This window comes from Candidatus Merdisoma sp. JLR.KK006 (assembly GCF_036941035.1).
Classification (GTDB): Bacteria; Bacillota; Clostridia; order Lachnospirales; family Lachnospiraceae; genus Laedolimicola.
The window spans coordinates 1-24,387 of the sequence record NZ_JAYMNS010000010.1; the positions used below are offsets into that span (position 1 = coordinate 1).

The window sequence follows — 24,387 nt, forward strand, 5'->3', positions numbered from 1 at the left end:
GTTGGAGAAGAAATATGCAATTAGTTATAGAGAAATTTGAGTATCAGGAAAAGATTTTAATTGTTACTGGAAAAACTTCAATCGGTATGATTAAAGGGATATGGAAGAATGAAAAAGAGCCTACAATTGGAGAAAAATATTTTGTTGAGTTAAGTATAGATATGCCTATTGAGCGAAAAGTACGAAAAGAAGATTTATCTTCTTTGGCAGTTCTTGATAATGAGAACGTTATATTCGTGGGGGTATGTGAAGATATAGATAATGAAGTATATTACCTGCGTTTTGATATTGATTGGTTGGATATGCTTGATATTAAAGCAATAGCCAGTAAAAAGAAAAAAGGAGATTATATATCGTTTTTTTCAAATTGGAGGAATATAGAAATATATGCTTATTAACAGTAATACGAAATACAGTTTTACGGAAAGCTGTAAAGCATGTAAAATTGTGATTGACAGGTAAATGATATGCTAAAATTCGTTCATTTATTCAAAAACTATTATTTGGGAATTTTTTTATGGGAATTGCGGCATTTGTAATACAGAAAATTCCGTATATCATTATGCCTTTCATTAAGTCAGCGTCAAATCCAATTATGAATATGCAAAATGAAATGAAATGGATTGAGACAATAGAAGGTATATTGGGTATGCTGTCTATGATTTTGCTGATGCTGATTGTCAGGGATGATGTCAAGTTATTTCCAATTACAACAACAAAGGATAAAGCATTCTTTGCATTAACTGTTTTTATGATATTGATAAATTTTGTTGGTTGGACATTTTACTATTGGGGATATCAATATGGATGGCTGATCGTAATTGGTCAATTTGCCGTTGTTCTGCTGTACTATTTATGCTTTGGATTATGGAAAAGGAATTATCTATTAGTTGGAACGGCAGCTTTGTTTTTTATCATTCATACGATTAACGGATTTATGAACTTTATAATGAAAAAATAAGGTTAAGAAAGTTCTAATCGGTATTTGAGAGAGGAGAGATTATGAAAAAACAGCTGGTTATTTTGTGTTCTTGCATATTGGCTTTATCATTAACAGCGTGTGGAGCAGATTTTGACGGCAGCCGGACAGGAAATAGTGATGAGTTTGTGATGGACTATAAGGTATTGAATAAAACGGACGCTCAAGACCTAATGGCTGAAAAAGGAGACACGATCCATGCGGAAATTATTGTTGAGGGTGGCAGCTTGTCATTGAAGATTCAGAAAGACGATGAAGTGCCTGTCTATGAAAGTGAGGATGTTTCCTTTTCTGATGAATTTGATGTTGAGATTGAGGAAAGCGGAATGTATACGGTTTCCGTAACGGGTGAAAAAGCGAAAGGAAGTGTCAGGTTTACGGTAGTTACGGAGCAATAGGTAAATATATCAATGCAGACGGATTTTAAACTATACAAGATGGAAACTGCGAGGAATGTAAAATCAGAATCGGGGAGAGGGATATGATGTTTGAAGATGGAAGAAGTAAAAGAGTGGTTTTTATTGCTCATTGTTTTCTGAATCAAAATTCTATTTCTGACGGAACTGCTGTTTATCCGGCGGCATTTAAGGAAATGAGTGAAATTCTTTTGAATGCTGACATTGGTATTGTCCAAATGCCCTGTCCGGAGCTTTGCTGCCTGGGTCTTGACAGAGGAAATATTTATGGAGCAGATATGCCTGTGGTGGCAGAGAATACACGTATCCGTACGGAGATGAAAAAAGAGATTCCCAACGCTCAATTAGAGCAATTGGTTGATTCCGTAATTTATCAAATCTTAGAATATAGGAAGTATGGATTTGAAGTGGCAGGGATTATCGGGGCAAATCGTTCACCAAATTGCGGGGTGGATACAACATCGGATAATAATGCTGAAGTCAAAGGGAACGGGCTGTTCATAGAGAAAATTTCTGCTCGGCTTGCTGAAAAAAACATATCTATCCCAATGATCGGATTAAAAGGAACAGATAATGTTTCTGATAAGCTGCGTTCATTAATAAAGGGGGTGTAAAACCACTTCCAGTTTATCAGGAAAGTGCCAAGAGCGTAAAATCGGAGGTTATAGCAAAGAATGGAAGATAAAAAAATATTACTTGACAATATCCATAAAATTCACACAACTGAAATGGGAATTGCTAGAATTAAAAGAAACCTAAAAATAGATGTAGCAGATGTTGTTGAGTATTGCAAAAATAAGGTTCTATTAGAAAATTGTAAAATATACAGACAAGGTAAAAATTGGTATTGTGAGGTAGAAAACATCAAAATTACGATCAACTCATATAGTTATACAATTATTACCGCACATATTGTTAAGTAAATTCGTGATCGGAGCGTGTTTCAATATGTCAATAACTACGATAAAAAAAGATTATATGTCCCTTGGAGTAGTTCGCTATTTTCAATCTGACAGGTGTATCAATCATGCAAATCTGCGGAAGTTTAACCAGGGAAAGATAAAGGCGGATGAATTAGTTACATTTGACTGCGGCCTGATGGAGTTAAGGGAAATAGAAGAATCCGAAATAAATTTGCCCCCAAAGGGTGAACAGCTCCTTGCAGTCATTGTGCGTCCCGAAATTGAGCCTGATTATAGATTAGAGCAGGGGCAGCGGTTTGAATTTTGCGGCTATGATTTGGTGGAGATCTCCACATGCATTAGTGCCATAACGAATTGCGGGGCCAAATTTAATTCCATTGATTATGGGGCACTGAATCCGTATGGATTAATTTCATCTTACAGAGAAGCCGTAAATACGCAGTTGGATTTGCATGAAAAATATCCGGAGGAATCTCATGCATATTGTGAGATTGTAGAGATTTGGCGTTGGTTCATAAACGGGTAATTACCCTTTATGTGATTTCACAATCGGGGTTTAAGAAAGAATATGAAAAATTTTTCTATGCCAAAACAAGTTTCTCCAACATTAGAAATAGATGAGTTAATGAGGTTGAAACATAGTTTGGAAAAGAATGTATCAAGGGAAGTTGCAGAAAGCATAATAAAGGAAATCCCATTATCTATAAATTCAACACCAGACATTCGAGCCGAGTGGGTAGAAAATCTATCTGCTATTCTTGAAAATAGATTTGATAAAAAAACAGTAAAAAACATTCGCCAAGAGTGCTATTGTAACGAAAATGGTAGGTTAGAAGATACCGCAAATAACTTGAAACAACTTTATCTCTCTTTGGATAAGGATTTGCATAGATTTGTCAATGCTCTGAATGAAAATGGTGCCGGTTGGTTTATTAAAGATAATCAATTATATACAAAAATGTTTTCTTGTGAATGTCCTATGTTAGAAAAAGCAAAAAATTCAAATTCATTAACATGGTGTCATTGCACTGCTGGATATAACAAAAAATTATTTGAGATTGTTTTTGAAAAACATGTTTATGTAGAAATTGTGCAAAGCATACGGCAAGGATTTGATTTTTGCCTTTTGAGAATTACATTTCAATAAATTCTGGTTTGTCGGAAAGTTGCGAAGCGTGTAAAATGGGATTGCCGGAGGGTAATTGATTATGAATAAATTATGGTCCGAACGAAATAAAACAATGCAAACGCAACTAAAAAAGAAAGATACCTATGAAGCAGGTATTGACACATTATTTGATTTGCGAAATCAGTTAATGAAAACTTTATCATCATTTAATGAGGAATTAAGCAGAGAAGATTTTAATGCAATTCCATTTATAAACGCAGACGGTTATCATTGTAAAACGATTGCATATTCAATTTGGCATATTTTCCGTATCGAAGATATCGTTGCACACACATTGATCAGTGAAAACGAGCAAGTGTTTTTCTCGGGGAATTATCAGGAACGTATCAATTCTCCTATCATTACAACGGGAAATGAACTTGTAAAAGAGCAGATTGCAGATTTTTCAAAACAACTTAATTTAAAAGAACTTTATTCATATATTTTTGAGGTAAAGGACAGCACCGAACGGATAATCAATCGCTTAACCTATGACCAATTAAAAAAGAAAGTGTCAGAAGAAAGAAAAGAACACTTAAAATTATTTAATGTTGTAAGTAATGATGAAAATGCAATTTGGCTTATTGATTATTGGTGCGGGAAAGATATTCGAGGACTTATACAAATGCCATTTTCAAGACATTGGATTATGCACGTAGAAGCAAGTTTGCGTATTAAAAACAAGATACATTCATAAGTGCAAATCACATTTAACGGGAAACTGCAAAGAGCATAAAATCGGGATTTATAAATGGGAGGAAACAGAATGAGAAATCCAGAAGAAACGGTTGGGAAAATGATAGACAAAGCAAGTACAAGCTTTATCGCTTATGTGGATAATGATGGCTTTCCGATTACAAAGGCTATGCTGAAACCAAGAGCAAGAAACGGTATCAGGGAGATATGGTTTTCAACGAATACGTCATCCAATAAAGTGTCGTGTTTTCGAAAAAACAGTAAAGCGAGCGTTTACTTCATTGACAAAAGGTTTTTCAGAGGTGTTAGCTTAGTAGGAACGGTTGAAGTGTTGGAAACTGCGGAAGCCAAGGAAAGAATTTGGCGAACGGGGGATGAAATGTATTACAAGGGCGGCGTGACAGACCCGGATTATTGCGTATTAAAATTTACCGCAAGCAAAGGCAGATATTACAGCAATTTTAAGTCTGAGGATTTTTGTATCTGACTGACTGATTTCGGTTTGCCGGAAAATCACATATAAAGGGAAAGCAAGATTTAAGGAGGATAATTGATTGAGGGCAAATTCAAAGCCAGGCACTGTACTTGTAATGTATACAATTATACTCTATAGTTTTTGGAGCTTGTTAGAGCTATATTTGAAAACAAAAATTGGAATAGACGAATTTACAAAAGAAGTGTATATCAAGTGCGTAGTCTGGCTTGTACCGGCAATATTGATTCATTTTAACTTTAGCGACGATATGTTCATCAAAAAAGAAGAGATGTATTTATTAAACAAAAAATGTTGGATAGCTGTTCCTATGATGCTGTTGCTTGCGATTTACATCATAATAAATGAGTATTTAGTCAATGGTAAGCTTGAGATAAATGAATCCTTTGGAATCAACACCGTAGTAGAGGTGCTTTCTATAGCTGCTGGAGAAGAAATGGTTTTTAGGGGGCTTTTTCTGAGTGCTATTTTAAGAGATAAGAAAAAATATCTTTCTGTATTTATCAATTCCTTACTGTTTTTGGCTATTCATTTTCCAGTGTGGATTCAAAGTGGTACTTTCATTTCTGCATTTACAAGTGGGGGATTTATCACTGTTTTACTATTAAGCTGTATTTTCAGCTTTGCTTTCATTAAGACGAAAAGTATTTGGACTGCCGTTTTCCTGCATTTTGGATGGGATTTCTTGCTTTTTATATTTTGATAAGATAAATTTAAACGTTATATGAATTTTAGAAAGGGAAAATAGATGATTGTTTTAATTACAGGTGCATCACACACAGGCAAGACGGCACTTGCTCAAAAATTGCTTGAAAAATATAAATACCCGTATTTATCCATAGACCATTTGAAAATGGGTTTGATTCGCAGCGGATATACCACGCTTACGGCAGAAGATGATAACGAGCTTACAGACTATATGTGGCCCATGATTCGTGAAATGATCAAAACCGCCATAGAAAATGGACAAAATCTTATTGTTGAGGGCGTCTATATTCCGTTTGACTGGGAAAAGGACTTCACAGAGGAATACCTCCATAACATTCAATACTATTGTCTTGTGATGAGTGAGCATTATATTAAAAATCATTTTTGCGATATAAAAAAATATGCAAGCACCATAGAGAAGCGTTTCGATGATGTATGGTGTACAATGGAAAGCGTTTTAGAAGATAATGCACGATTTTTGGTTCTGGCAAAAAAGCACAATGCGAATATTGTATTTATTAATGATAGGTACGAGATAGATATTGATACATTTTTTGACAAAAGATGATCTTATGAGTGCACAATAACATCAATGAAATCCGGTTTGTGGGGAAACTGAGAAGCGTATCAATGAAATTTTGGAGGAATGAAGTATGGAGAAAGATAAAAGAAAATTAACAGAAAAAGAAATAAAACGTAAAGATTGCTTTGAAAAATTAAGTTCCAAAATGCAGCAAAAAGGATATAAAAGGAAGAATATAATTATCAATACCCAGCAGGCGAAGTATTCAGGTCCTATCCTCATGCTACCATTTATGGCTTTCGCATTTTGGATATATAATAATGTGAATGGTTTTGATTTGGACGGTATTTCCTGGGGATTTGCTGTAGCGGTCCCTCTGCTTATTGTATTTCTAATCGTTCTGCATGAGCTTATACATGGAATTACCTGGGGGCTTTTTGCAAAAAATCATTTTCAATCCATTGATTTTGGAATCATTTGGAGCAGTATTACTCCATACTGCACTTGCTCCGAACCGTTAAGAAAGTGGCAATATCTGTTGGGAATTGCTATGCCTACGTTCGTTTTAGGCGGCGGGGTTATGGCGGCTGCGGTGATGACAAATCAATTACTGCTATTTTTTCTGGCAGAATACATGCTTCTATCAGGCGGCGGGGATTTTTTGATTATACTGAAAAGTATGTTATACTACACGGATAAGCAAGAGCGTGTGTATTGCGACCATCCTTATGAGTGTGGCTTTGTCATTTTTGAGAAATAGGATCGAATAGTTTCTGAGAAAAAGAGTATGGAGGAACAAATAGATGGCCAATTCATATCAGATAATCGATGAAAAAACATGGCAAAGGGCAATGCACTGTGCGGTTTTTCGAAACAGCGTTGAGCCTGCTTTTTGCGTGACATTTACGGCAGATATTACAAATTTTAAGCGAATGGTTAAGGAAGAGGGACTATCCTTTACAATGTCTATGGTATATGCGATGTGCAAATGGCATCGAAGCGTTTCGTTACCGTTTTGTAGATGGACAGGTTTTGATTCCGGTTTCTGTACAGGCACATCATTCTTTTGTAGATGGCCTGCATATCGGGCAGTTTGTGGAACAATTGCAAAGGTTCTTGAATGAGTGGTAGGTTCCCATTTATCAGGGAATTGCGAAGCGTATCAATCAGATAGTTTGTTTTGGAGGTGGCCTTTTTATGTTTCAAAAGGCAATCATAATCGGTTGTCCAGGTGCGGGAAAAAGCACATTTGCAAGAATATTAAGTGATAAAACTCACTTACCGTTATATTATCTTGATATGTTATGGCATAAGCCTGACAGGACAACTGTTGACAGAAAGATATTTGACAAGAAATTAAAAGAAATTGTTTTAAAGGATAAATGGATTATTGACGGAAATTACGGAAGAACACTTGAAATGCGTATTCAAGCGTGTGAAGCTGTATTTTTACTGGATTTTCCGGTGGCGGAATGTTTGACCGGAGTAGATTCACGCATAGGCAAACAACGTGTAGATATGCCGTGGATAGAAACAGAATTTGATGAAGAATTTAGACAATGGATAATTGATTTCCCTAAAAATGAATTGCCAATTGTATATAAATTGCTTGACAGATACAAAAGCGAAAAAAGCATTTATATCTTTCACGCAAGAGCCGATATAGATGATTATTTATTAAAAATGTTTGGTTAAAAATTCCGGTTTAACGGGAAGCTGTGAAGAGCGTAAAATTAGAATTTGAAAGGATTCATTATCATATGGAAAAAAACGAAAAATGGCTACAATGGGCGGTTGAACTTCAAGGCTTAGCACAGGCAGGTTTATTTTATTGTAAAGATAAATATGAACTTGAAAGATATGGACGTATTAGAGAAATATCGGCAGAAATAATCAGTTATCAGTCAGAGATACCACTTGAAAAGGTAAAAGATTTATTCTGTAGTGATGTGGGATACCAAACACCTAAAATAGATACACGTGCAGCTATATTTAAAGAGGGAAAAATATTGCTTGTACATGAAGCAAATGGTACATGGGCATTGCCAGGCGGTTGGGTAGACGTAAATGTTTCTGTTGAGGAAAATGCGATAAAGGAAGTGAAAGAAGAAGCGGGACTTGATATTAGAGTTAAACGGATAATCGCAGTTCAAGACAGAGAAAAGCACAATCTGCCCATTTATGCCTATAAGGTATGTAAAATATTTATGCAATGTGAAGTGATAGGCGGCGAGTTCATTTCCAATATTGAAACTACAGGTTATGATTATTTTAATGTTGATGAATTACCTTGTCTTGCAGAAGAAAAAAATAACAGAGAACAAATAGAAATGTGTTTTAAGGCAATGAATTCAGAAACGTGGGAAGCTTTATACGATTAACTTAGATTTGAAAGGATATGGAAAAATGGCAACTTCAAAAATAAATGCAATTATCGGTAGGGATATTTATAAAGTTTGGGGCATTATGTTAGCTGTTGATAAATATGGCACATGGCGAAGTGATTTAAGTAAGACAGAAACGGTAAATGACAAACAATTTGTTGAGTATACAAAAGAGGGGTATGCGACTACGTTTACTGTTACTATGGTAGAACCATATAAGCGATGGGAGTTTGATATGGAGAATAGCAATATGAAAGGCCATTGGACTGGAGTTTTTACCTCCAAAGAAAATGAAACTCAAATCGACTTTACGGAAAATGTGATACCTAAAAAGTGGTTTATGAAACCTTTTGTAAAATCCTATTTAAAAAAGCAGCAAATGCGATTTGTTTTTGATTTAAAGAAAGCATTAGAATAACAAATTCAAGCTTATGGAGGTAACGCATGAGCAAATGAAATCATTTGATTGCCGAGAAATTAAAAAATGTCTTTGCGGAATGGATGGATAACGGACATAATAATTTCGATGATAAAAACACCATAATTTTATGTGTAGAATTAACAGACTGACTGCTGCTTTCCTATGGCACAAAGTATGAATTTTAGACTTCAGCATCCTATTTGTCAGGAAATTGCGAAGAGTATAAAACAAAGTTTGAAAAATTGAATGGAGAGTGGCAAGATGGCAACTTTTTATTTTATACGTCACGGAGAAATGGATACCACTATGGCGGGCAGAAAATTTTACAAAGACTTTGGCCATAACATGATGACATTATCCGAAAAAGGGATCGCTCAAATTCATGAAACAGCAAAGGATACAAGGCTGGCAAATATTGAATTGATCATCACATCTCCATTTGGCAGAGCAATACATAGTGCGGCCATCTTGTCGAAAGATTTAGGCGTTGAGATGTGAGTAGAACCAGATTTGCATGAATGGTTGGCAGATGGCGTCACGTATGAATATTTATCTGATGAAGAGGCCGAGCAAAATTATAAATGCCTGACAGAAAATAAGGGGTGCCATCCGGCGGGGAAAGTGTGTGTATGGGAATCTGCCGGTCAAATGGAAAAACGTGTTATGTCGGTGTTGGAACGATATAGAAATTACAGTTCGGTTATTGTTGTGTGTCATGGAATATTGATGCAGTATGTGTTGGGAATAGACCATCCTCAACATGGTCAAATCGCAAAATGCATATATAAAAAAGATGGAATGATAACTTCCCGGTTATGAGAGAATTGCGAAGAGCATAAATGGAAAGCTAGCGGGGAAAAATGAAAAAAAGTTATCAGAAATGAGTTCAGAAGACAACCCTTGCGGCTGCCAGAAAAACATGTCCCGACTACAAGATGGAAATTATCCGCCAATTTGAGGGCGGCGAGACCGTTATTTCAGAATTTGTTATGAGAGGAACGCATAAGCCAGTTTGACATACTGGAAAATCGGATTTTGGATAGGGCGGTAAGAAGAAAGGAGATATAATGAAGTACCTGATAAAATATTTCATAGATTTTATAGTGTTGGTTTGCCTGTATGCTTTCGTCTTTTTCAGGAAATGGAGAGCTCAGGGCAGAGACAGACTGCTTGTCAACACCCTCATGTATGCATACCTCTCTCTGGTACTCTATTTTACTATGATGCCGGTGATTGCATCCATCCCGTTCATGCTGAACCACCCCTATGAACCTATGAATCTGGTGCCGTTTATTGATGTCTCTTTGGGGAGAGGGGACTTTTTCAGGCAAGTGTTCTTGAACATTATCATGACTCTGCCTTTCGGGTTCCTGTTTCCACTGACCCGGGGCAAAAGGGCCAAATTCGGTATAACGGTGTTTTTTTGCTTTTTGATGAGCCTGGGCATTGAGCTGTTACAGCCGTTTTTCGACCGAAACTCGGATATCACGGATCTGATCACGAATGTGATTGGCGGAGTGCTGGGCTATGGCCTTTATGTTATTTTTAAGCCGATTACCTTTTGGGTCTTGAAGTGTTTGAAAGGCAGATGACAGGCTGTTTTGCGGTAGATTCCCATTTAACGGAAAACAGCAAAAAGCGTAAAAGCGGGATTTGATGAATCATTTAAAACAATGACAGAGGATATACGAAAATGGTGCATATAAGGAAAGCAGAAGAAACAGACCGCAATCATGTGGCTTTCTGTATTGCGGAGGGATTTGAAAAGGATTTTTCAATATTATGCAAAGATAATCAAAAAGTGGCGGATGCTATCGCAGCGGGATTGCATATGGAAAGATTTTATGTGGCGGATGTTCAGGGAGATATTGCGGGAGTGCTGGCGATTTCGGATTGCAATGGCAGAGCCGCAGGAGTAGAAAAAGCATCTTTGAAGAAACAGTTTGGGTTCTTTAAAGGAGTGATTGCAGCTTTCGTTTTGAAAGAAGAATTTGAAAAGCAGCTTGCATATCCTGTCACAACCGGATACATAGAATTTGTAGCCGTACGAAAAGAATACCGCAGACAAGGCATTGCCGCAGCTATGCTTCGGGAAAGTATGCAGCTTACAAATTATCAGGAGTTTGTGCTTGATGTTACGGATATAAATAAGAATGCAATAAAATGTTATACGAGTATCGGGTTTGAGGAATTTAAGCGTATTCCGGAAAAGCATGGGAAACAAAAAGGGTTTCAGGAGAGGATTTTTATGCGGTATTGCTGTAGATAAAAGCAGCCTGCGTGATAGATTGACCGCAGATGTAACATTAGGGATACGTTCTGCTGATATGATTGACAGAAGTGTTCAGAGAATTTCGATGTATCAAGCACTGGATACCGTGAAAATAGATACGAGCAATAGAACTGTTCGTGAGATAGCGGATGAAATTGTGGCACTTTGATGCTGTCAACTTCCAGTTGACGAATTAATATAGAGGTGAAATTGGAATAACAAGGTGTGGCCTTATATGGAGAGAAAATATTTCATAGATAATTTAAGATGGATGGCAATTCTGTTGCTGTTTCCATTCCATGCTTCGCAAATTTGGAGTGGAGGAGAGTACAGCGGATTTTATATTTGGTCACATACAAATACCGCACTCTATGTATTCTCTACTGCCGTATATCCCTGGTACATGGCTCTTTTGTTTGTGATTGCAGGCATAAGCTGTAAGTACTCGCTCCAAATAAGAACAAACAGGCAGTTTATAGGGGAACGAGTAAAAAAATTACTTGTTCCGTTTTTGTTTGGATTGCTTGTGCTTGTTCCGGTGATGACCTATGTGGCAGAAGTGTTTTTTAATGGATATACAGGTACCTATTTTCAGCAGTATGGTCTGTTTTTCACAAAGGAAACTGATTTGACGGGATATCGTGGGGGTTTTACGCCCGCACATCTTTGGTTCTTGCTGTATTTGTTTCTTGTTTCATTGACAGCAATTTTAATCTTTCTTTTGCAAAAAAAGTATTTGCCTGAATGGAAAGCTGACCATTTACCTTATTTCTGCATGATTCTTTTGTTTGTTCCGGAATGGATAGGTCAGTATATTTTGAATATAGGCAGGAAAAGTCTGGGGCAGTTTCTCATACTGTTTTTGTTCGGGTATTATATATTTTCGGAGGAAAGTATTCTGAAAAAATTGCAGAGGTACCGGTTTGCAAGCCTTTTCCTCTTCGCAATGTCAGGCGGCCTGTACACTTATTTGTACTGCCTGGAAAACATCCGAAACATAGGGATGGTCGGGCTTTACATATTTTACGGATGGACGGGAATTATTGCCCTGATTGGCGTAGGACGGTCAAAGCTGAATTTTCACAGTCGTCTCAGCGGTTATCTGACACGTGCGTCTTTTCCTGTTTACATTCTCCATATGCCAATTCTGGTTGTGGCAGGATTTTTCGTATTGAGATTGCCCATCGGTGTGGCAGGACAATTTTTGTTGATTGTGTTGATTTCGTTTGTTGCAACATTTTTAATATATGAAGTCGTAAAGAGGATTCCTGTCTTACGATTTTTTCTTGGAATAGCAGAACGGAGATTATGAAAAGTTTGGTTAAAGATTCACTTTACGGCTATTGTGAAAGGGACTGGAAATAGAACATAAAAAATATAAAAATTTTACAAAAACAGGTTGAAAATTCCAAATTTTATTGTATAATCAAGATATCATCTTTTTTCAATAGTATCTTTATTAATTTCAACGGGAATCCCGAAAATTTTCAGGCACAGGTGATTGAGAAAAAGAAAACAATCAAGTATAATGGAGGATAGTTTATGGCAAATAATTTAAAATGGTATCAGAAGCATTTTCTGTGGAGGAGACTGCGTATTAACAGGAAATATAAGGATCGCCTGTTTCGCTTCCTGTTCCGGGATAAAAAGGATCTGCTGGAATTGTACAATGCGGTAAACGGGAGTGCTTACAGCAATGCGGATGATCTGGAGATTGTGACCCTGGAGGATGCAATCTTTATGAAGATGAAGAACGATATGTCCTTTATCATTGCGAATCAGCTGAATCTCTACGAGCATCAGAGTACTTACTCGCCGAACATGCCTTTGCGGGGGCTCTTGTACTTTTCCCGGCAGTACGAGGGGATTGTGGCACAGCACAAGGATCAGCTATACAGCTCTAAGCTTATAAAGCTGCCCACGCCGGAGTACGTCATTTTCTACAATGGGAAACAGGAGCAGGCGGATCGGGGAGAATTATTTCTTTCGGATGCCTTTGAGACAGGGCGGGGTTCCGGCTGCCTGGAATGCAAAGCAGTCTTTTTCAATATCAACCGGGGTCACAACCAGGAACTATTGGAAAAATGCAGACGGCTATGGGAATACTCGGAATTTATCGCAGAGGTGAATGAGAACCTGGACCGGAATATGTCTCTCAAAGCTGCCATAATGAAAGCTGTGGACTGCTGTATTCAAAAAGGAATCCTGGAAGAGCTTCTGAGGAAAAATCAAGCGGAGGTGCTGCATATGCTGTTGACGGAATACGATGAAAAGGCCCATATGAGGGGGATCTATAAAGAGGGAGAGGAAGCCGGGTATCAAAAAGGAAAGTTGGAGGGTTACAGCAAAGGAGAAGAGGACGGCTACGCAAAAGGCGAACGGGACGGATATCGGAAAGGGGAGTCCGATCTGTTGGTCAAGCTGGTCCGCCAAAAGCTTGAGCGAGGAAAAAGCATCCCTGTGATTGCCGAAGAGCTGGAGACCGAAGCGGCTGTGATCGAGGAGATTGGTGAGAGGATAAAAAAACATGGCCAAATCTCAGTGAGCAGGGAGGACCATACATCCGATCAAGATAGCCGATTGGTCTTCAAAAACGAGGACTAATTGGCTGCTTTCAAGCAATATAAAATTGAAATTGTGAGGATATTTGGATGCTGAAAAAATATAAGATAGGATTTGATATTTGGGGTGCGTTGCTATTTTTCACTCTTATGATACCCAATTTTATCTGGTTTGCCGTCCCTGCACCAAATGACATATTGAGGGCAGATTCGGTTACTGCGACACTTGATACAGTGGCTTCTGTATGTCAAGTGCTGATGGTCATTTCTTTATGTATATTTGTAAATCGTGAGCGAAAAAAGGTGAGACATTCACGATTAATCATTACCGTAATTATTAGTTGTCTGCTATATTTTGCAAGCTGGGCATTCTATTATATGGGCATCACGAATGGGATTGTCATATTGGGATTGACGCTTCTGCCATGCCTGGTATTTTTCTTCTTTGCTATGGATAGAAAGAATGAAATAGCGGTTCTTCCAATCTCAATTTTTACAATATGTCATTTGGTATATGGAATCGTTAATTTTATTATTTAGCAGATTCCTGTCTGTTGGGGAATTGCAGGAAGCGTAAAACAGGAAGCTATAGAGGAAATCGACTATGGACAGTCAAATACCTCGCAGCAAGCTGCGGGGTATTTGACCCTCGCGGCAGTCGCCAAATGGACATGCCAGCATGTCCGCTTGGCTCGTTGCCCGCGGGAATAAATCTGCATTTGATTCAGGTGAATATGACAGAAAAATCAAACAAACACTTCCCTATTATGACGTATTTTATAAAGAAGTCATAGAGCTGGTAAAAACTCTGCATCACTCCCCGGTAACATGGCTTGACATTGGCTGCGGAACGGGAAAGATGGGGAGTATTGCTTTTGAAACGGTAGAGCTTGAAAAGTTTGTCTTTTGCGATGCTTCCGATGAAATGATACGAATTGCAAAAGAGCGTTTCAGCCGCCCGAATGCGGAATTTTCTGTTTGTGATGTTCAAAATTTAGCCTACGCAAATGAATTCGATGTTATTACTGCGATACAGGTAAACCACTATTTACAGATGCATGAACGCAAATTAGCATTAAGGAAGTGTTATGAAGCACTAAAAGAGAATGGCGTATTCATCAGCTTTGAAAATTTTGCCCCGCTTACGGATGCGGGAAAATCAATTTATTTGGAAAAATGGAAAAGATACCAGATGAAGCAGGGAAAAAGCCCGGATGAGATCAGGAAGCATATAGATCGATATGGAAAAGACTACTTTCCGATTACATGGAAAGAGCATTTAAAGCTAATGAAGAACAGCGGATTTAAAGCTGTTGAAATATTATGGCTTTCCAATATGCAGGTTGGTTTTTGGGGAATAAAGTCAAATGGACATGTCCGCTTGGCTCGCTGCCCGCAGGAATAAGTTTCGGTTTGTTATCGTCCCCCTGCTCACTGAGGGGAGATTTTGAATGGTTTTACAGGAGAGAAAAATGCGAAAGACAGGACAGCCCTCATGGGCAAAGCGTATCTTAAAATTACTGGAGCAGGCAAGGGCGAAAGACCCGGATTTTGCAAGATTTGGGGCGTACAGCCACAAGTATAAGCTGTCACCGCCTGCCAGTGAGGAGACCATACGGGAATTTGAACAGCAGCAGGGCATCCGTCTGCCGGAAGAATATCGGGATTTTCTGATGCTGGTGGGAAATGGCGGTGCAGGCCCTTATTATGGACTTTATGGGGTGGAGACGCTCAAAAAGGAGCTTTGCGATTCCCGTGGCTCTCGTCTTTATCCAGTCCGGGAAGAGCCGGTGATCTATCCGAAGATGAGTGATGAGGACTGGGACAGGGCGGCCGATCCACAGGGCAGGCGAGAGGGGAAAGAGGTGCATCCGTACGCCGGAGTCCTCCCTATCGGCAGCCAGGGCTGCACGCTTATGACAGGGCTGGTACTTACAGGAGACTACCGGGGACAGGTGGTTTATTATGATGAGGATTACTGCGGTCAGCCGTTTTTTGTGCGGGAAAAGGGGTTCCTTAAATGGTATGAACGGTGGCTGCGGGAGGTGATTGCAGGCTACAGCGACGAGGAAATGGGATTTGGGTTGTATTTGGACGGAAATTCCGGCCAGTTGATGGAACTGTACGAGCAGACCGAAGATCCGGAGGAAAAGACGGAGATCATAGAGAGCTGCTATAAATTCGTATCCCTGCCCGGAAAACAGAAGACATTTTTTAAGAAAGCTTGTGCACAGGAAACCGACGTGCAAGTGCGGATGAAGCTCATTAAGCTGCTGGCTCATTTCCATGTGCCGGGGATGACGAAAGAGCTTGAAAAGCTGTGGGAATGGGGAGCGTATGCGGAAGCGGTTTCCATTATCAACTATGAGGGAACCTGGGAGGTGAAAGAAGTATGGTATGAGAGGGTATTTGAGATACTGCTCAGGCTCCGGGGAGAGGGATTCCGGGATGCCTGTCATACCATCGCTATTATGAAAGATTATCCCAATGTCCATGCGGGAAGACTAAAGGATGCCCTGGCCCGAGAGGATCTGGATAATAATGGAAGAATAGCACTTTTCCACTGTATCCAGAAGCTGAAAGGAAAAGAAGAGGTGCTGGATTATTTTCTGCATTATCTGTCCAAAGAGGAAAATCCCACGCTGCTGATCTACGCCGTCTGGTGTACGGAGGGCGTGGATGATCGGCAGCTGCAGGAACTGTATGTACGGCTTATGGACAAGTACAGGACCCATGAAAATGCGGTGTTTGATTATAAAGGCAGCCAGATGGTCTTAAGGGGCGGCGGCTGCATGGGAGCAAGCAGGCCGGAGGGACAGCTTGTGAGCAATCTGATGCGGCAGTTTGACTATTTCGGCCTGGATTACCGGGGCGGCTTTAAGCTTTTGATGGATGGGGGCAGATGGAAAGCGTGGAAACAGCAGAATGGATTTCAGGGAGCATAGCGAATTTAAGAAAGAAAATGTGTGACAATTCTAAGCGGAGTTGTCACACATTTTTTTGGACGGAACCGCAGGTTTGGTGTGAATAGAGAGTGTGCAAAGATAATGCCTGTTTTTTTGGTGGAGTACCGTATGGGCAAGGATCTTGTCCGCCGTTTTGGTTCTCGTCTTAAAGAGATGGGTGGATAGACAGGAAATAGAACGCATATAAAAATGCAATTGATGGACTTGTTATTTGCTGATATATTATTCGTATAGATAATCTAAGAGGAATGGTTAAAAAATAAATTTTAATGGGATGAAAATAAGAATCTTAGAAACAAGGAAAAGCATAAGATTTCGCTTGAGGCAATGGATGTGTATTTTGCAAAGCCGAGGCTTCTGCAGAAGAAGGATACAAAAGATATGGGAGGAATATAGTCAAGAATTTGTCATTTGTATGTGTGGCATCTACACTTGTTGCTTTACTAATTGAAGTCGGAAATATAAAAGAAAAAATGAAAACTTTAATGAGCAGCTGATGGTTAGTATAGATGGGATTGAAAAAGCCCTTAAACAAATAAACAGCCAGCAATATGTTCTAAATATTAATGGAATATATGATGAAAACCTAAGAAGCATCCTTGCAGATTATAGCTTTGAATTTTATGCAGCAAAATTAACTTTAGGAAGAGATTATGATAAAAATGATTTCTGGGGTTTATTTGATGCAATAAAGCAAGATTTAGTAAAGTACATATATAATTGGGTAGACATAAGATATTACAATTATTGTAGATTTAAACCAAATTATTTTTATGGCGATAAAACAGAGATAGTCCGAGCAATGTTGGAAAGTGAGAAAAGTAATAAATAATGCAGTAAGGTAGTTATGATGACTTATGAAAGCTTGTTCTATTATTTATAGCTGCTGGGTTTTCAATTTCTGCTGAATTTGGTGATGTCATCACAGAAAATCTCGAAGCTTCCGGTTATAATATTCTTGTACATAAAGAGTAAAACTACATAAGAAAAAGGAGGACGACAAAATGTCTGCTGTCAATATCAATCAGAATCACTTCCGGAGGAACATACCGGGATGCTGTAAGGAGGTGTAGTCATGGGCTTTTTTAATTTTTTCGGACAAGGGAATATCAATCAGGGCGTGGAGGAATACAAGGCCACTCCCGGTGCCGTCCTGTTGGATGTGCGTACCATTTCGGAATACCGGGAGGGCCATATTCCCGGCAGCAAAAATGTACCCTTGCAGCAGCTTGAAAAAGCGGCCGCCGTGGCCGGGGATAAAGATACCCCTTTGTTTGTATACTGCTACTCCGGCTCCCGCAGCCGTCAGGCAGCCGGGATACTGAAATGTATGGGATACACCAAAGTGAACAACATCGGTGGGATTGCCGCTTACGCAGGAAAGGTGGAACAATAAGATGAAAGTAGTGATTGTAGGAGGAGTAGCCGGCGGTGCGACTGCCGCAGCAAGAATCAGAAGACTGGATGAACAGGCCGAGATCCTCGTTTTTGAGCGTTCGGGGTATATTTCCTATGCGAACTGCGGCCTGCCTTATTACATCGGAGATCAGATTACGGACTCCGAAGAGCTGACCCTGCAGACCCCGGAGAGTTTTTTCTCCCGGTTCCGGGTGAAAATGAAAGTGCACCATGAGGTTACTCGCATCCATCCCGACAGGAAAACTGTTTCTGTCAAAAATCTGGAGACCGGAGAGGAATTTGAAGAGACCTACGATAAGTTGATTTTGTCTCCCGGTGCAAAGCCGGCCCGACCCAGACTTGCCGGTGTGGATATGGACAAGGTGTTTACCCTGCGGACGGTGGAGGATACGTTCCGGATCAAGGAGTACATCAATGAACACCATCCGAAATCTGCTGTTTTGGCAGGCGGCGGCTTTATCGGCTTGGAATTGGCGGAGAATCTTCGGGAGCTTGGTATGGAGGTGACTATCGTTCAGCGTCCGAAGCAGCTTATGAATCCCTTTGATGCAGATATGGCGTCTATGATCCACGGCGAAATGCGTAAGCATGGCGTGAAGCTTGCTCTGGGCCGTACCGTGGAGGGATTTGAGGAAAAGGACGGCGGCGTGGATGTGCTGCTGAAAGATGAAGCACCTCTCCATGCCGACATGGTGGTACTGGCCATCGGCGTTGTTCCGGATACGGCTCTGGCAAAGGAAGCCGGTCTGGAGCTTGGCATAAAGGGCAGCATCGTGGTCAATGACCGGATGGAGACTTCTGTGCCCGATATTTATGCCGCAGGGGATGCGGTGCAGGTGAAGCACTATGTTACCGGCAGGGATGCTCTGATTTCCCTGGCAGGTCCCGCCAACAAGCAGGGCCGTATCATTGCTGATAATATCTGCGGCGGCGACAGCCGTTACTTGGGAAGCCAGGGCAGCTCCGTGATCAAGGTATTTCGCATGACGGCCGCTGCCACCGGTATAAATGAGACGAATGCAGGGAAAGAGGGACTGGATGTGGATAGCGTTATTCTCTCGCCTATGAGCCACGCCGGTTACTATCCCGGTGGCAGGGTGATGACGATGAAAGTGGTCTTTGAGAAAGAGACTTACCGTTTGCTGGGGGCTCAGATTGTGGGATATGAGGGCGTGGACAAGCGGATTGACGTATTGGCTACAGCCATCCATGCCGGATTGAAAGCGACCCGGCTAAAGGATCTGGATCTTGCCTATGCACCGCCTTATTCTTCCGCAAAGGATCCGGTAAATATGGCGGGATTTCTGATTGACAATATTGCCAATGGTACGCTGAAGCAGTGGCATTTGGCGGATGTCCATAAGGTGCCAAGGGACGGCAGCGTTACGCTGTTGGATGTACGAACGGCAGGGGAATTTGCGGCCGGTCATATGGAGGGATTTGTGAATATTCCGGTGGATGAGCTGAGAGAACGGCTTGGGGAGGTTGCCTGCAGTAAGCCGATCTATGTGATCTGCCAGAGTGGATTGCGGAGTTATATTGCCTGCCGGATTTTGGAGGGGAATGGGTATGAAGCTTATAACTTTTCTGGGGGATTTCGGTTTTATGATGCGGTGGTGAATGATCGGGCGTTGATTGAAAGGGCGTATGATTGCGGGATGGATTGTGCCAGAAAAGGTGCTGCCGGGAAATAAGACAGCAGACTTTTCTGCGGTAGGTTTTGGGAAAGAGCAGTTGGGCTATGATGGTATAGGAGTTTATGGTATAATTACTAAAATGGGAGGTTTGAAGAGGATTGACATATCCCAAGCCGGGAGGATGAGGGATAGGAGTATGGGGGAAGTGTTGGAGGAATCGTTATGGCGGGCATAAGGCTTTATTCGGGCGAGTCGCTGATTGGACAGGGGTTAGTGGTCTGTATCAGAAACTCTTGTACATATTTCCGGTCTATTTCTCCGATAGCACAGGTCAAAAAGCCTCGCCGTAGCACCACTACGTCTGCGTTTTTTGACCTGCACTCTCGGAAAAATATCCTCAGAAATATGCACAAGAGTTTCTGATACAGGCCACTAATATCTTACAGGGATTTAGAAAAGCATACTTATCAATGCCGGCATGCCACAATCTATGTGACCAGCCAAAGAGTTTTCCTGAGTACTTATACGGATATTGAGCTTAAATTATCGAATATCAGGGGCTTTACCTTTGGCAGAATACTTCTCTTTTTCCCGTCCGTAACCATATATGGTCAGGCGGAGGAAACGGTAATCGGGCAGCATGGACTGGAAGAAGATGCGTATACATTTACCGGATTTCCCATAAAGAAGCTGAAAGGTTGGTTGAAGCAAGCGGGGGTTCGGGAATTATAATGCGGGAGAGAAATGATGAATCATTCTATTTATATCGCAATTGATTTGAAATCTTTTTACGCTTCCGTAGAATGTGTGGAACGTAAGTTGGACCCGATGACTACCAATCTGGTGGTGGCGGATGTGAGCAGGACGGAAAAAACGATCTGCCTGGCCGTATCCCCGTCCCTGAAAGCGTATGGAATCTCCGGGAGAGCCAGATTGTTCGAGGTGGTGCAGAGAGTAAGGGAGATAAACGCACAGCGGAGCATGTGTGCACCGGGGAGGAGGTTCACGGGAGCGTCCCAGGATGCGGAGGAATTAAAGGAGCATCCGGAGCTTGCAGTTGATTATATTGCGGCTCCGCCCCAGATGGCACATTATATGGAGTGGAGCACAAAAATATATCAGATCTATTTGAAATACGTGGCACCGGAGGACATTCATGTATATTCCATAGACGAGGTTTTTATGGATGCGGCTCCCTATCTGAAAGCAAACAATCTGTCCGTTCGGGACTTTGCCCGGAGGATTATACATGATGTGTTTGAGACAACCGGAATCACCGCAACGGCAGGGATTGGAACGAATCTATACTTGTGCAAGGTGGCCCTGGATATCGTGGCCAAGCATGTAGAGCCGGACGAGGACGGCGTTCGGATTGCAGAACTGGACGAGATGTCATACCGCAGACTGCTCTGGGCGTACCGTCCCCTCACGGACTTTTGGCGTGTGGGAGGGGGCTACGCAAAGAAGTTGGAAGCAAACGGCATGTTTACGATGGGGGATATAGCCAGATGTTCCATTGGAAAGCCGGGAGAATATCATAACGAGGATCTTCTGTATCGGCTTTTCGGGATAAATGCGGAGCTTTTGATCGATCATGCCTGGGGCTGGGAGCCGTGCACCATTGCGGATATCAAAGCGTATAAGCCAAACTCCAACAGCGTGGGCTCCGGGCAGGTGCTCCATTATCCCTATACCTTTGAACAGGCCCGCCTGATCGTGATGGAAATGGCGGATCTTCTTGCCCTGGATTTGATGGATAAGGGTCTGGTGACGGACCAGATCGTGCTTACGGTAGGATATGACAGGGAAAATCTTACGGACCCGGTAAGAAATAAGTCCTATAAAGGCCCGGTTGCGGTGGACCGCTATGGACGGCGGGTTCCAAAGCATGCCCACGGCACAGGCAATCTGGAGCATAAGACTTCACTGGCAAGGCCGATTACGGATGCGGTGCTTGCCTTATATGATAAAATAGTTGATCCAAGGCTGCTTGTAAGGCGGGTGTATCTTACGGCAAACCGGGTAGTGAGCGAGGGGGTCGGGGATAGGGAAGACGCCTTTGAGCAGTTGGATTTGTTTACGGATTATGGGGCAAGGGAGAAGAAGCGGGCAGAAGAGAAAGCGGCCCTGGAAAAAGAAAAAAGGATGCAGCAGACGATCTTGTCCATAAAGAAGAAATACGGCAAGAACGCTGTCTTAAAAGGCATGAATCTCAGGGAGGGTGCCACTACGGCGGACAGGAACAATCAGATAGGCGGGCATAAAGCCTGAGATTAAAGAAACAGACCGGAAATGTGCATAAGGATTTTCGGTACGGACACTGGATTGGCAGGGAATTAAGGGATGAATCACGCAGACGATATGCAAAAGTATACCCTACGGGTACCCCGTAATACATGCCCCTCTGGGGCGGACGTACTTTGTACGTCAAGGTACAGCGACATGATGGAGCTTCCCCATCATACTTCTTCAAAAAGGCCCAGAATGGCTGTGGCAGACAGGGCGGCACAGTTCTCGCCCTTTGCGGCTCTTGGCGGATATGATGCCGCCATTCAGGAGACGGGGAGGTACACGGGGGAGAGGATAGAACTGGATGAGAACAGCAAAGCCATTTTGGATGAAAAATTGCGGCTGCTCATGGAACAGATGCCGGAACGGCCGGAGATCACAATCACGTATTTCCAACCGGATGATAAAAAAGAGGGGGGAATGTATGTGGAGGTCACTGGGTATGTGAAAAAATTGGACCCATATGGAAAGATGATTGTTATGGAGGATGGGACGCAGATCGGGATTGAGCAGATTTTGGATATTGCGGGGGAGGTTGTAAGGGGAAGCTTTTGAGAGTTGCAGCCGGAGAAAATACGAGGGAAGTGATGAGGGAGGACGGCGTTAATATAAGCTATAATCAAAATTCCGAAAACATTTTATGAATCAAAAGGGGGACACAAAAGGCTTTGTTGACATTTCCCAAAAAGCCCTCAGAAGATGAGGTGAAGTTCGCAGAATGAATAAGAATATAAAAGCCATTTTTTATGGTATTAGGTACTGTCTGCCTGGTTTTTGGCCTGTTTCTGTTAAAACAAAGCCGAAAAGAGGATTTTGACGAATATCTTCAAAAAATATGGATAAGAGAGGATTGGGAGGGCGGTAATTATGAAAAGGTTTCTTTTGTGATTCAAAAAATAGGAAATCGTGAGATTGAGGGTATCTTTTCCGTTCGGAACAATCCGGATTTTGATAGGAGGGAGGGAATGTTCAGCGGACATAGAAATGGCAATATGGCAGAATGTTTTTTCGTTGACGCAGACGGAAATACAGGGAATCTTAAAATTGTCCTAATGGGTGACGAGAGAATAGAGGCAGAGGTAGAATATGCGAATGACACTGTCTATTTCAAAAAGGAGCAAATGAGCGACGTTTCCATCTACAGACCCTATCGGATTGCTGATATAGAGGTCGAGGGAACCGAATTTAGAATAAACGAGCAGCTACAGTTTCCGGTTGAACTTGATAATTGGGGAGAAATCCTGGTTACACCCGGATTGTTTGACACAGGGGATCGAACATATCCTATCGTGTTTTTCACGGATAACGCTCAAAATGTTTTGTACAAACTTCTGTTCTTTTCCCAGGTTGGAACGGAAATACAAGATATTGCGGTAAAAGATATGAATAATGACGGGCGTAAGGATATAGAGATTACCACGTATTTTACAGGAGATCAGAAAGGCGAAAACTATCCTATTATTATAAGAGACTATTTCCAGTGGAAAGACGGTTTGTTTTACGAAGAAGAGGATTTTGAAATTCTTGAGCAGAGCAGTAGGGGATAAAAATGATTAGGAGACGGGATATATGAATGGAAAAATATTAAAAGAAAAGGCAATCCCCACAGTGGCCGTTATTCTAAGCCTTGCAGCGGCGTTCCTTTTTTTCCGGCGTTTTAACCCGGAGCTCTTTCTCAAATATGAAAGTGAGCCGGTGTCCCTGGATACGATTCGGGAAAACCCGTCCGTTTCCTATGCCGGAAAGCTTCCGAGGGCGGATATTCCCCGGATTGCATCCATAGAGGAATTTGAGTCCGTCACGGGCAGCCAGTATGTTACACACGTCTGTGAGGAACTGGTGGAAACAGGGATGTACGGGGAGAGGAAATTGGAATCATAGAGGAACAGCAGCTGCTCGATCTGTTTTGCGAGCATTTGGCACCCATTGTCTACAACAAGGCGTTGGATGATGCGATGCATTGGCTAAAAGGACAGGCGGAAAATATTGAAACGGATTATTACCTGCTGTATAAAAATGTTCAATAGACGACCGACGGTTTTTGAAAGGGACGGACAATATGGCGTCCTGCATATTCGGAGACTATGGAGATGGTGATGCATGAAGGAATATATAAGGAACCGGGTACATGAATTGTACTGGAAGGATGATGTCAATTGTGCGAGGACGACAATCATTTGCTTAAGCGAATTATTTGAAACGCCTATCCGGCCGCAGACCCTTTGGTCCGCAGTCGGACTGCATGGAGCCGGCGGCTATCGGGCACAGTGCGGATTGGTGGAAGGCACACTTATGTTTATAGGAATTTATCTGCATGAGCTGGGAAGAGAGGAAGCGGAGATTGTCTCTGCTTGTTATGGGTTTGCTTCTGCATTTGAGAAAGCCTTTGGTTCTCTGCGATGCCTGGAACTGCGACCCACAGGCTTTTCCAAAAGCGATCCGCCGCATATGTGTGAAGCACTGACCTGCAAGGGGATTGCTTTTGCATATCAATATATTTCAGAGCTTGTTAAGCAGGGCATCAATTAAAAT

35 protein-coding genes and 2 pseudogenes are annotated in these 24,387 nt (G+C 41.4%); all 37 read left to right on the forward strand.

Going from position 1 to position 24,387, the window contains the following annotated elements; genetic code table 11:
• Positions 1–398 (forward strand): hypothetical protein (locus VSQ61_RS09745; RefSeq protein WP_334344247.1); only part of this gene is annotated, 398 nt, incomplete at its 5' end.
• Between the two features lie 119 nt (positions 399–517).
• Entirely contained in the window at positions 518–961 is a 444-nt protein-coding gene (locus VSQ61_RS09750; protein ID WP_334344248.1) for a hypothetical protein, read from the forward strand.
• Positions 962–1,002: 41 nt separating this feature from the next.
• On the forward strand, positions 1,003–1,377 hold the full coding sequence (locus tag VSQ61_RS09755) for a hypothetical protein (protein ID WP_334344249.1): 375 nt from the start codon (positions 1,003–1,005) through the stop codon (positions 1,375–1,377).
• Between the two features lie 86 nt (positions 1,378–1,463).
• Entirely contained in the window at positions 1,464–2,009 is a 546-nt protein-coding gene (locus VSQ61_RS09760) for a CD3072 family TudS-related putative desulfidase (protein ID WP_350340169.1), read from the forward strand.
• Positions 2,010–2,069: 60 nt separating this feature from the next.
• Positions 2,070–2,318 carry a DUF3781 domain-containing protein gene (locus tag VSQ61_RS09765; protein ID WP_334344251.1) on the forward strand — a complete coding sequence of 83 codons (249 nt, stop codon included), beginning with the start codon at positions 2,070–2,072 and terminating at the stop codon, positions 2,316–2,318.
• 25 nt (positions 2,319–2,343) lie between these two features.
• Complete coding sequence (locus VSQ61_RS09770) at positions 2,344–2,844, forward strand: hypothetical protein (protein ID WP_160563377.1); 501 nt, start codon at positions 2,344–2,346, stop codon at positions 2,842–2,844.
• Between the two features lie 42 nt (positions 2,845–2,886).
• Positions 2,887–3,465 carry a DUF6144 family protein gene (locus tag VSQ61_RS09775; protein WP_334344252.1) on the forward strand — a complete coding sequence of 193 codons (579 nt, stop codon included), beginning with the start codon at positions 2,887–2,889 and terminating at the stop codon, positions 3,463–3,465.
• A 61-nt stretch (positions 3,466–3,526) separates the two neighbouring features.
• On the forward strand, positions 3,527–4,183 hold the full coding sequence (locus VSQ61_RS09780) for a phage head-tail adapter protein (RefSeq protein WP_334344253.1): 657 nt from the start codon (positions 3,527–3,529) through the stop codon (positions 4,181–4,183).
• A gap of 69 nt (positions 4,184–4,252) precedes the next feature.
• The gene (locus VSQ61_RS09785) at positions 4,253–4,669 is read left to right on the forward strand and encodes a pyridoxamine 5'-phosphate oxidase family protein (protein WP_334344254.1); all 417 of its coding nucleotides are present in this window, start codon (positions 4,253–4,255) and stop codon (positions 4,667–4,669) included.
• A 67-nt stretch (positions 4,670–4,736) separates the two neighbouring features.
• Positions 4,737–5,378, forward strand: coding sequence for a CPBP family intramembrane glutamic endopeptidase (locus VSQ61_RS09790; protein WP_334344255.1), 642 nt, complete (start codon positions 4,737–4,739; stop codon positions 5,376–5,378).
• A 45-nt stretch (positions 5,379–5,423) separates the two neighbouring features.
• Positions 5,424–5,951 carry a phosphotransferase-like protein gene (locus VSQ61_RS09795; protein ID WP_334344256.1) on the forward strand — a complete coding sequence of 176 codons (528 nt, stop codon included), beginning with the start codon at positions 5,424–5,426 and terminating at the stop codon, positions 5,949–5,951.
• Positions 5,952–6,036: 85 nt separating this feature from the next.
• Positions 6,037–6,666, forward strand: coding sequence for a DUF3267 domain-containing protein (locus VSQ61_RS09800; protein WP_334344257.1), 630 nt, complete (start codon positions 6,037–6,039; stop codon positions 6,664–6,666).
• 91 nt (positions 6,667–6,757) lie between these two features.
• Positions 6,758–6,835 (forward strand): annotated as a pseudogene (locus VSQ61_RS22930) (chloramphenicol acetyltransferase); the annotation flags it as partial.
• Between the two features lie 46 nt (positions 6,836–6,881).
• Positions 6,882–7,037, forward strand: coding sequence for a CatA-like O-acetyltransferase (locus VSQ61_RS22935; protein ID WP_502877028.1), 156 nt, complete (start codon positions 6,882–6,884; stop codon positions 7,035–7,037).
• A gap of 66 nt (positions 7,038–7,103) precedes the next feature.
• Positions 7,104–7,601, forward strand: a complete 498-nt coding sequence (locus tag VSQ61_RS09810) for a P-loop NTPase family protein (RefSeq protein ID WP_160563372.1) — start codon at positions 7,104–7,106, stop codon at positions 7,599–7,601.
• 65 nt (positions 7,602–7,666) lie between these two features.
• Positions 7,667–8,287 (forward strand): NUDIX hydrolase N-terminal domain-containing protein, encoded by a 621-nt coding sequence (locus VSQ61_RS09815; RefSeq protein WP_160563371.1) that lies wholly within the window; start codon positions 7,667–7,669, stop codon positions 8,285–8,287.
• Between the two features lie 25 nt (positions 8,288–8,312).
• A complete protein-coding gene (locus tag VSQ61_RS09820) occupies positions 8,313–8,708 on the forward strand; it encodes an SRPBCC family protein (protein ID WP_334344258.1) in 396 nt (131 codons plus the stop codon).
• Between the two features lie 38 nt (positions 8,709–8,746).
• Positions 8,747–8,860 (forward strand): annotated as a pseudogene (locus VSQ61_RS09825) (pyridoxamine 5'-phosphate oxidase family protein); the annotation flags it as partial.
• Between the two features lie 112 nt (positions 8,861–8,972).
• Positions 8,973–9,209 carry a histidine phosphatase family protein gene (locus VSQ61_RS09830; protein WP_160563369.1) on the forward strand — a complete coding sequence of 79 codons (237 nt, stop codon included), beginning with the start codon at positions 8,973–8,975 and terminating at the stop codon, positions 9,207–9,209.
• A 569-nt stretch (positions 9,210–9,778) separates the two neighbouring features.
• On the forward strand, positions 9,779–10,303 hold the full coding sequence (locus tag VSQ61_RS09835; protein WP_160563368.1) for a VanZ family protein: 525 nt from the start codon (positions 9,779–9,781) through the stop codon (positions 10,301–10,303).
• 101 nt (positions 10,304–10,404) lie between these two features.
• Complete coding sequence (locus tag VSQ61_RS09840) at positions 10,405–10,980, forward strand: GNAT family N-acetyltransferase (protein WP_334344259.1); 576 nt, start codon at positions 10,405–10,407, stop codon at positions 10,978–10,980.
• A 238-nt stretch (positions 10,981–11,218) separates the two neighbouring features.
• Positions 11,219–12,295 carry an acyltransferase family protein gene (locus tag VSQ61_RS09845; RefSeq protein WP_334344260.1) on the forward strand — a complete coding sequence of 359 codons (1,077 nt, stop codon included), beginning with the start codon at positions 11,219–11,221 and terminating at the stop codon, positions 12,293–12,295.
• A 230-nt stretch (positions 12,296–12,525) separates the two neighbouring features.
• On the forward strand, positions 12,526–13,587 hold the full coding sequence (locus tag VSQ61_RS09850) for an RpnC/YadD family protein (RefSeq protein ID WP_334344261.1): 1,062 nt from the start codon (positions 12,526–12,528) through the stop codon (positions 13,585–13,587).
• Positions 13,588–13,634: 47 nt separating this feature from the next.
• Entirely contained in the window at positions 13,635–14,084 is a 450-nt protein-coding gene (locus VSQ61_RS09855) for a hypothetical protein (RefSeq protein ID WP_160563364.1), read from the forward strand.
• Between the two features lie 139 nt (positions 14,085–14,223).
• Positions 14,224–14,949 carry a class I SAM-dependent methyltransferase gene (locus VSQ61_RS09860; RefSeq protein WP_160563363.1) on the forward strand — a complete coding sequence of 242 codons (726 nt, stop codon included), beginning with the start codon at positions 14,224–14,226 and terminating at the stop codon, positions 14,947–14,949.
• Positions 14,950–15,016: 67 nt separating this feature from the next.
• On the forward strand, positions 15,017–16,489 hold the full coding sequence (locus VSQ61_RS09865) for an SMI1/KNR4 family protein (protein ID WP_334344262.1): 1,473 nt from the start codon (positions 15,017–15,019) through the stop codon (positions 16,487–16,489).
• 517 nt (positions 16,490–17,006) lie between these two features.
• A complete protein-coding gene (locus VSQ61_RS09870; protein ID WP_160563361.1) occupies positions 17,007–17,342 on the forward strand; it encodes a hypothetical protein in 336 nt (111 codons plus the stop codon).
• 243 nt (positions 17,343–17,585) lie between these two features.
• Positions 17,586–17,906, forward strand: coding sequence for a rhodanese-like domain-containing protein (locus VSQ61_RS09875; RefSeq protein WP_334344263.1), 321 nt, complete (start codon positions 17,586–17,588; stop codon positions 17,904–17,906).
• Position 17,907: 1 nt separating this feature from the next.
• The gene (locus VSQ61_RS09880; protein WP_334344264.1) at positions 17,908–19,623 is read left to right on the forward strand and encodes an FAD-dependent oxidoreductase; all 1,716 of its coding nucleotides are present in this window, start codon (positions 17,908–17,910) and stop codon (positions 19,621–19,623) included.
• Positions 19,595–19,801: a hypothetical protein gene (locus tag VSQ61_RS09885; protein WP_334344265.1), complete on the forward strand. Its 207-nt coding sequence runs from the start codon at positions 19,595–19,597 to the stop codon at positions 19,799–19,801. Before VSQ61_RS09880 ends, VSQ61_RS09885 begins: the two co-directional genes overlap by 29 nt.
• A gap of 257 nt (positions 19,802–20,058) precedes the next feature.
• Positions 20,059–20,298 carry a hypothetical protein gene (locus VSQ61_RS09890; RefSeq protein WP_334344266.1) on the forward strand — a complete coding sequence of 80 codons (240 nt, stop codon included), beginning with the start codon at positions 20,059–20,061 and terminating at the stop codon, positions 20,296–20,298.
• Between the two features lie 12 nt (positions 20,299–20,310).
• Positions 20,311–21,837, forward strand: coding sequence for a Y-family DNA polymerase (locus VSQ61_RS09895; protein WP_502877029.1), 1,527 nt, complete (start codon positions 20,311–20,313; stop codon positions 21,835–21,837).
• Between the two features lie 171 nt (positions 21,838–22,008).
• On the forward strand, positions 22,009–22,410 hold the full coding sequence (locus VSQ61_RS09900) for a YolD-like family protein (RefSeq protein ID WP_334344370.1): 402 nt from the start codon (positions 22,009–22,011) through the stop codon (positions 22,408–22,410).
• Between the two features lie 191 nt (positions 22,411–22,601).
• Positions 22,602–23,402: a hypothetical protein gene (locus tag VSQ61_RS09905; protein WP_334344268.1), complete on the forward strand. Its 801-nt coding sequence runs from the start codon at positions 22,602–22,604 to the stop codon at positions 23,400–23,402.
• Positions 23,403–23,424: 22 nt separating this feature from the next.
• Positions 23,425–23,736 carry a hypothetical protein gene (locus tag VSQ61_RS09910; RefSeq protein WP_334344269.1) on the forward strand — a complete coding sequence of 104 codons (312 nt, stop codon included), beginning with the start codon at positions 23,425–23,427 and terminating at the stop codon, positions 23,734–23,736.
• A gap of 35 nt (positions 23,737–23,771) precedes the next feature.
• A complete protein-coding gene (locus VSQ61_RS09915) occupies positions 23,772–23,882 on the forward strand; it encodes a hypothetical protein (protein WP_502877030.1) in 111 nt (36 codons plus the stop codon).
• Between the two features lie 73 nt (positions 23,883–23,955).
• Positions 23,956–24,384: a C-GCAxxG-C-C family (seleno)protein gene (locus tag VSQ61_RS09920; RefSeq protein WP_334344270.1), complete on the forward strand. Its 429-nt coding sequence runs from the start codon at positions 23,956–23,958 to the stop codon at positions 24,382–24,384.
• Positions 24,385–24,387 lie beyond the last annotated feature (3 nt).

Bases quoted from the DNA above. Each gene is read 5' to 3' on its own strand.
- VSQ61_RS09780 (WP_334344253.1), top strand. From the start codon at position 3,527: ATGAATAAATTATGGTCCGAACGAAATAAAACAATGCAAACGCAACTA.
- VSQ61_RS09800 (WP_334344257.1), top strand. From the start codon at position 6,037: ATGGAGAAAGATAAAAGAAAATTAACAGAAAAAGAAATAAAACGTAAA.
- VSQ61_RS09760 (WP_350340169.1), top strand. From the start codon at position 1,464: ATGTTTGAAGATGGAAGAAGTAAAAGAGTGGTTTTTATTGCTCATTGT.
- VSQ61_RS09910 (WP_334344269.1), top strand. From the start codon at position 23,425: ATGAATGGAAAAATATTAAAAGAAAAGGCAATCCCCACAGTGGCCGTT.
- VSQ61_RS09900 (WP_334344370.1), top strand. From the start codon at position 22,009: ATGATGGAGCTTCCCCATCATACTTCTTCAAAAAGGCCCAGAATGGCT.
- VSQ61_RS09755 (WP_334344249.1), top strand. From the start codon at position 1,003: ATGAAAAAACAGCTGGTTATTTTGTGTTCTTGCATATTGGCTTTATCA.
- VSQ61_RS09920 (WP_334344270.1), top strand. From the start codon at position 23,956: ATGAAGGAATATATAAGGAACCGGGTACATGAATTGTACTGGAAGGAT.
- VSQ61_RS09830 (WP_160563369.1), top strand. From the start codon at position 8,973: ATGGCAACTTTTTATTTTATACGTCACGGAGAAATGGATACCACTATG.
- VSQ61_RS09845 (WP_334344260.1), top strand. From the start codon at position 11,219: ATGGAGAGAAAATATTTCATAGATAATTTAAGATGGATGGCAATTCTG.
- VSQ61_RS09875 (WP_334344263.1), top strand. From the start codon at position 17,586: ATGGGCTTTTTTAATTTTTTCGGACAAGGGAATATCAATCAGGGCGTG.
- VSQ61_RS22935 (WP_502877028.1), top strand. From the start codon at position 6,882: ATGCGATGTGCAAATGGCATCGAAGCGTTTCGTTACCGTTTTGTAGAT.
- VSQ61_RS09770 (WP_160563377.1), top strand. From the start codon at position 2,344: ATGTCAATAACTACGATAAAAAAAGATTATATGTCCCTTGGAGTAGTT.
- VSQ61_RS09860 (WP_160563363.1), top strand. From the start codon at position 14,224: ATGTCCGCTTGGCTCGTTGCCCGCGGGAATAAATCTGCATTTGATTCA.
- VSQ61_RS09765 (WP_334344251.1), top strand. From the start codon at position 2,070: ATGGAAGATAAAAAAATATTACTTGACAATATCCATAAAATTCACACA.
- VSQ61_RS09855 (WP_160563364.1), top strand. From the start codon at position 13,635: ATGCTGAAAAAATATAAGATAGGATTTGATATTTGGGGTGCGTTGCTA.
- VSQ61_RS09865 (WP_334344262.1), top strand. From the start codon at position 15,017: ATGCGAAAGACAGGACAGCCCTCATGGGCAAAGCGTATCTTAAAATTA.
- VSQ61_RS09795 (WP_334344256.1), top strand. From the start codon at position 5,424: ATGATTGTTTTAATTACAGGTGCATCACACACAGGCAAGACGGCACTT.
- VSQ61_RS09840 (WP_334344259.1), top strand. From the start codon at position 10,405: ATGGTGCATATAAGGAAAGCAGAAGAAACAGACCGCAATCATGTGGCT.
- VSQ61_RS09905 (WP_334344268.1), top strand. From the start codon at position 22,602: ATGGTATTAGGTACTGTCTGCCTGGTTTTTGGCCTGTTTCTGTTAAAA.
- VSQ61_RS09815 (WP_160563371.1), top strand. From the start codon at position 7,667: ATGGAAAAAAACGAAAAATGGCTACAATGGGCGGTTGAACTTCAAGGC.
- VSQ61_RS09895 (WP_502877029.1), top strand. From the start codon at position 20,311: ATGATGAATCATTCTATTTATATCGCAATTGATTTGAAATCTTTTTAC.
- VSQ61_RS09750 (WP_334344248.1), top strand. From the start codon at position 518: ATGGGAATTGCGGCATTTGTAATACAGAAAATTCCGTATATCATTATG.
- VSQ61_RS09850 (WP_334344261.1), top strand. From the start codon at position 12,526: ATGGCAAATAATTTAAAATGGTATCAGAAGCATTTTCTGTGGAGGAGA.
- VSQ61_RS09880 (WP_334344264.1), top strand. From the start codon at position 17,908: ATGAAAGTAGTGATTGTAGGAGGAGTAGCCGGCGGTGCGACTGCCGCA.
- VSQ61_RS09820 (WP_334344258.1), top strand. From the start codon at position 8,313: ATGGCAACTTCAAAAATAAATGCAATTATCGGTAGGGATATTTATAAA.
- VSQ61_RS09775 (WP_334344252.1), top strand. From the start codon at position 2,887: ATGAAAAATTTTTCTATGCCAAAACAAGTTTCTCCAACATTAGAAATA.
- VSQ61_RS09785 (WP_334344254.1), top strand. From the start codon at position 4,253: ATGAGAAATCCAGAAGAAACGGTTGGGAAAATGATAGACAAAGCAAGT.
- VSQ61_RS09870 (WP_160563361.1), top strand. From the start codon at position 17,007: ATGGTTAGTATAGATGGGATTGAAAAAGCCCTTAAACAAATAAACAGC.
- VSQ61_RS09835 (WP_160563368.1), top strand. From the start codon at position 9,779: ATGAAGTACCTGATAAAATATTTCATAGATTTTATAGTGTTGGTTTGC.
- VSQ61_RS09810 (WP_160563372.1), top strand. From the start codon at position 7,104: ATGTTTCAAAAGGCAATCATAATCGGTTGTCCAGGTGCGGGAAAAAGC.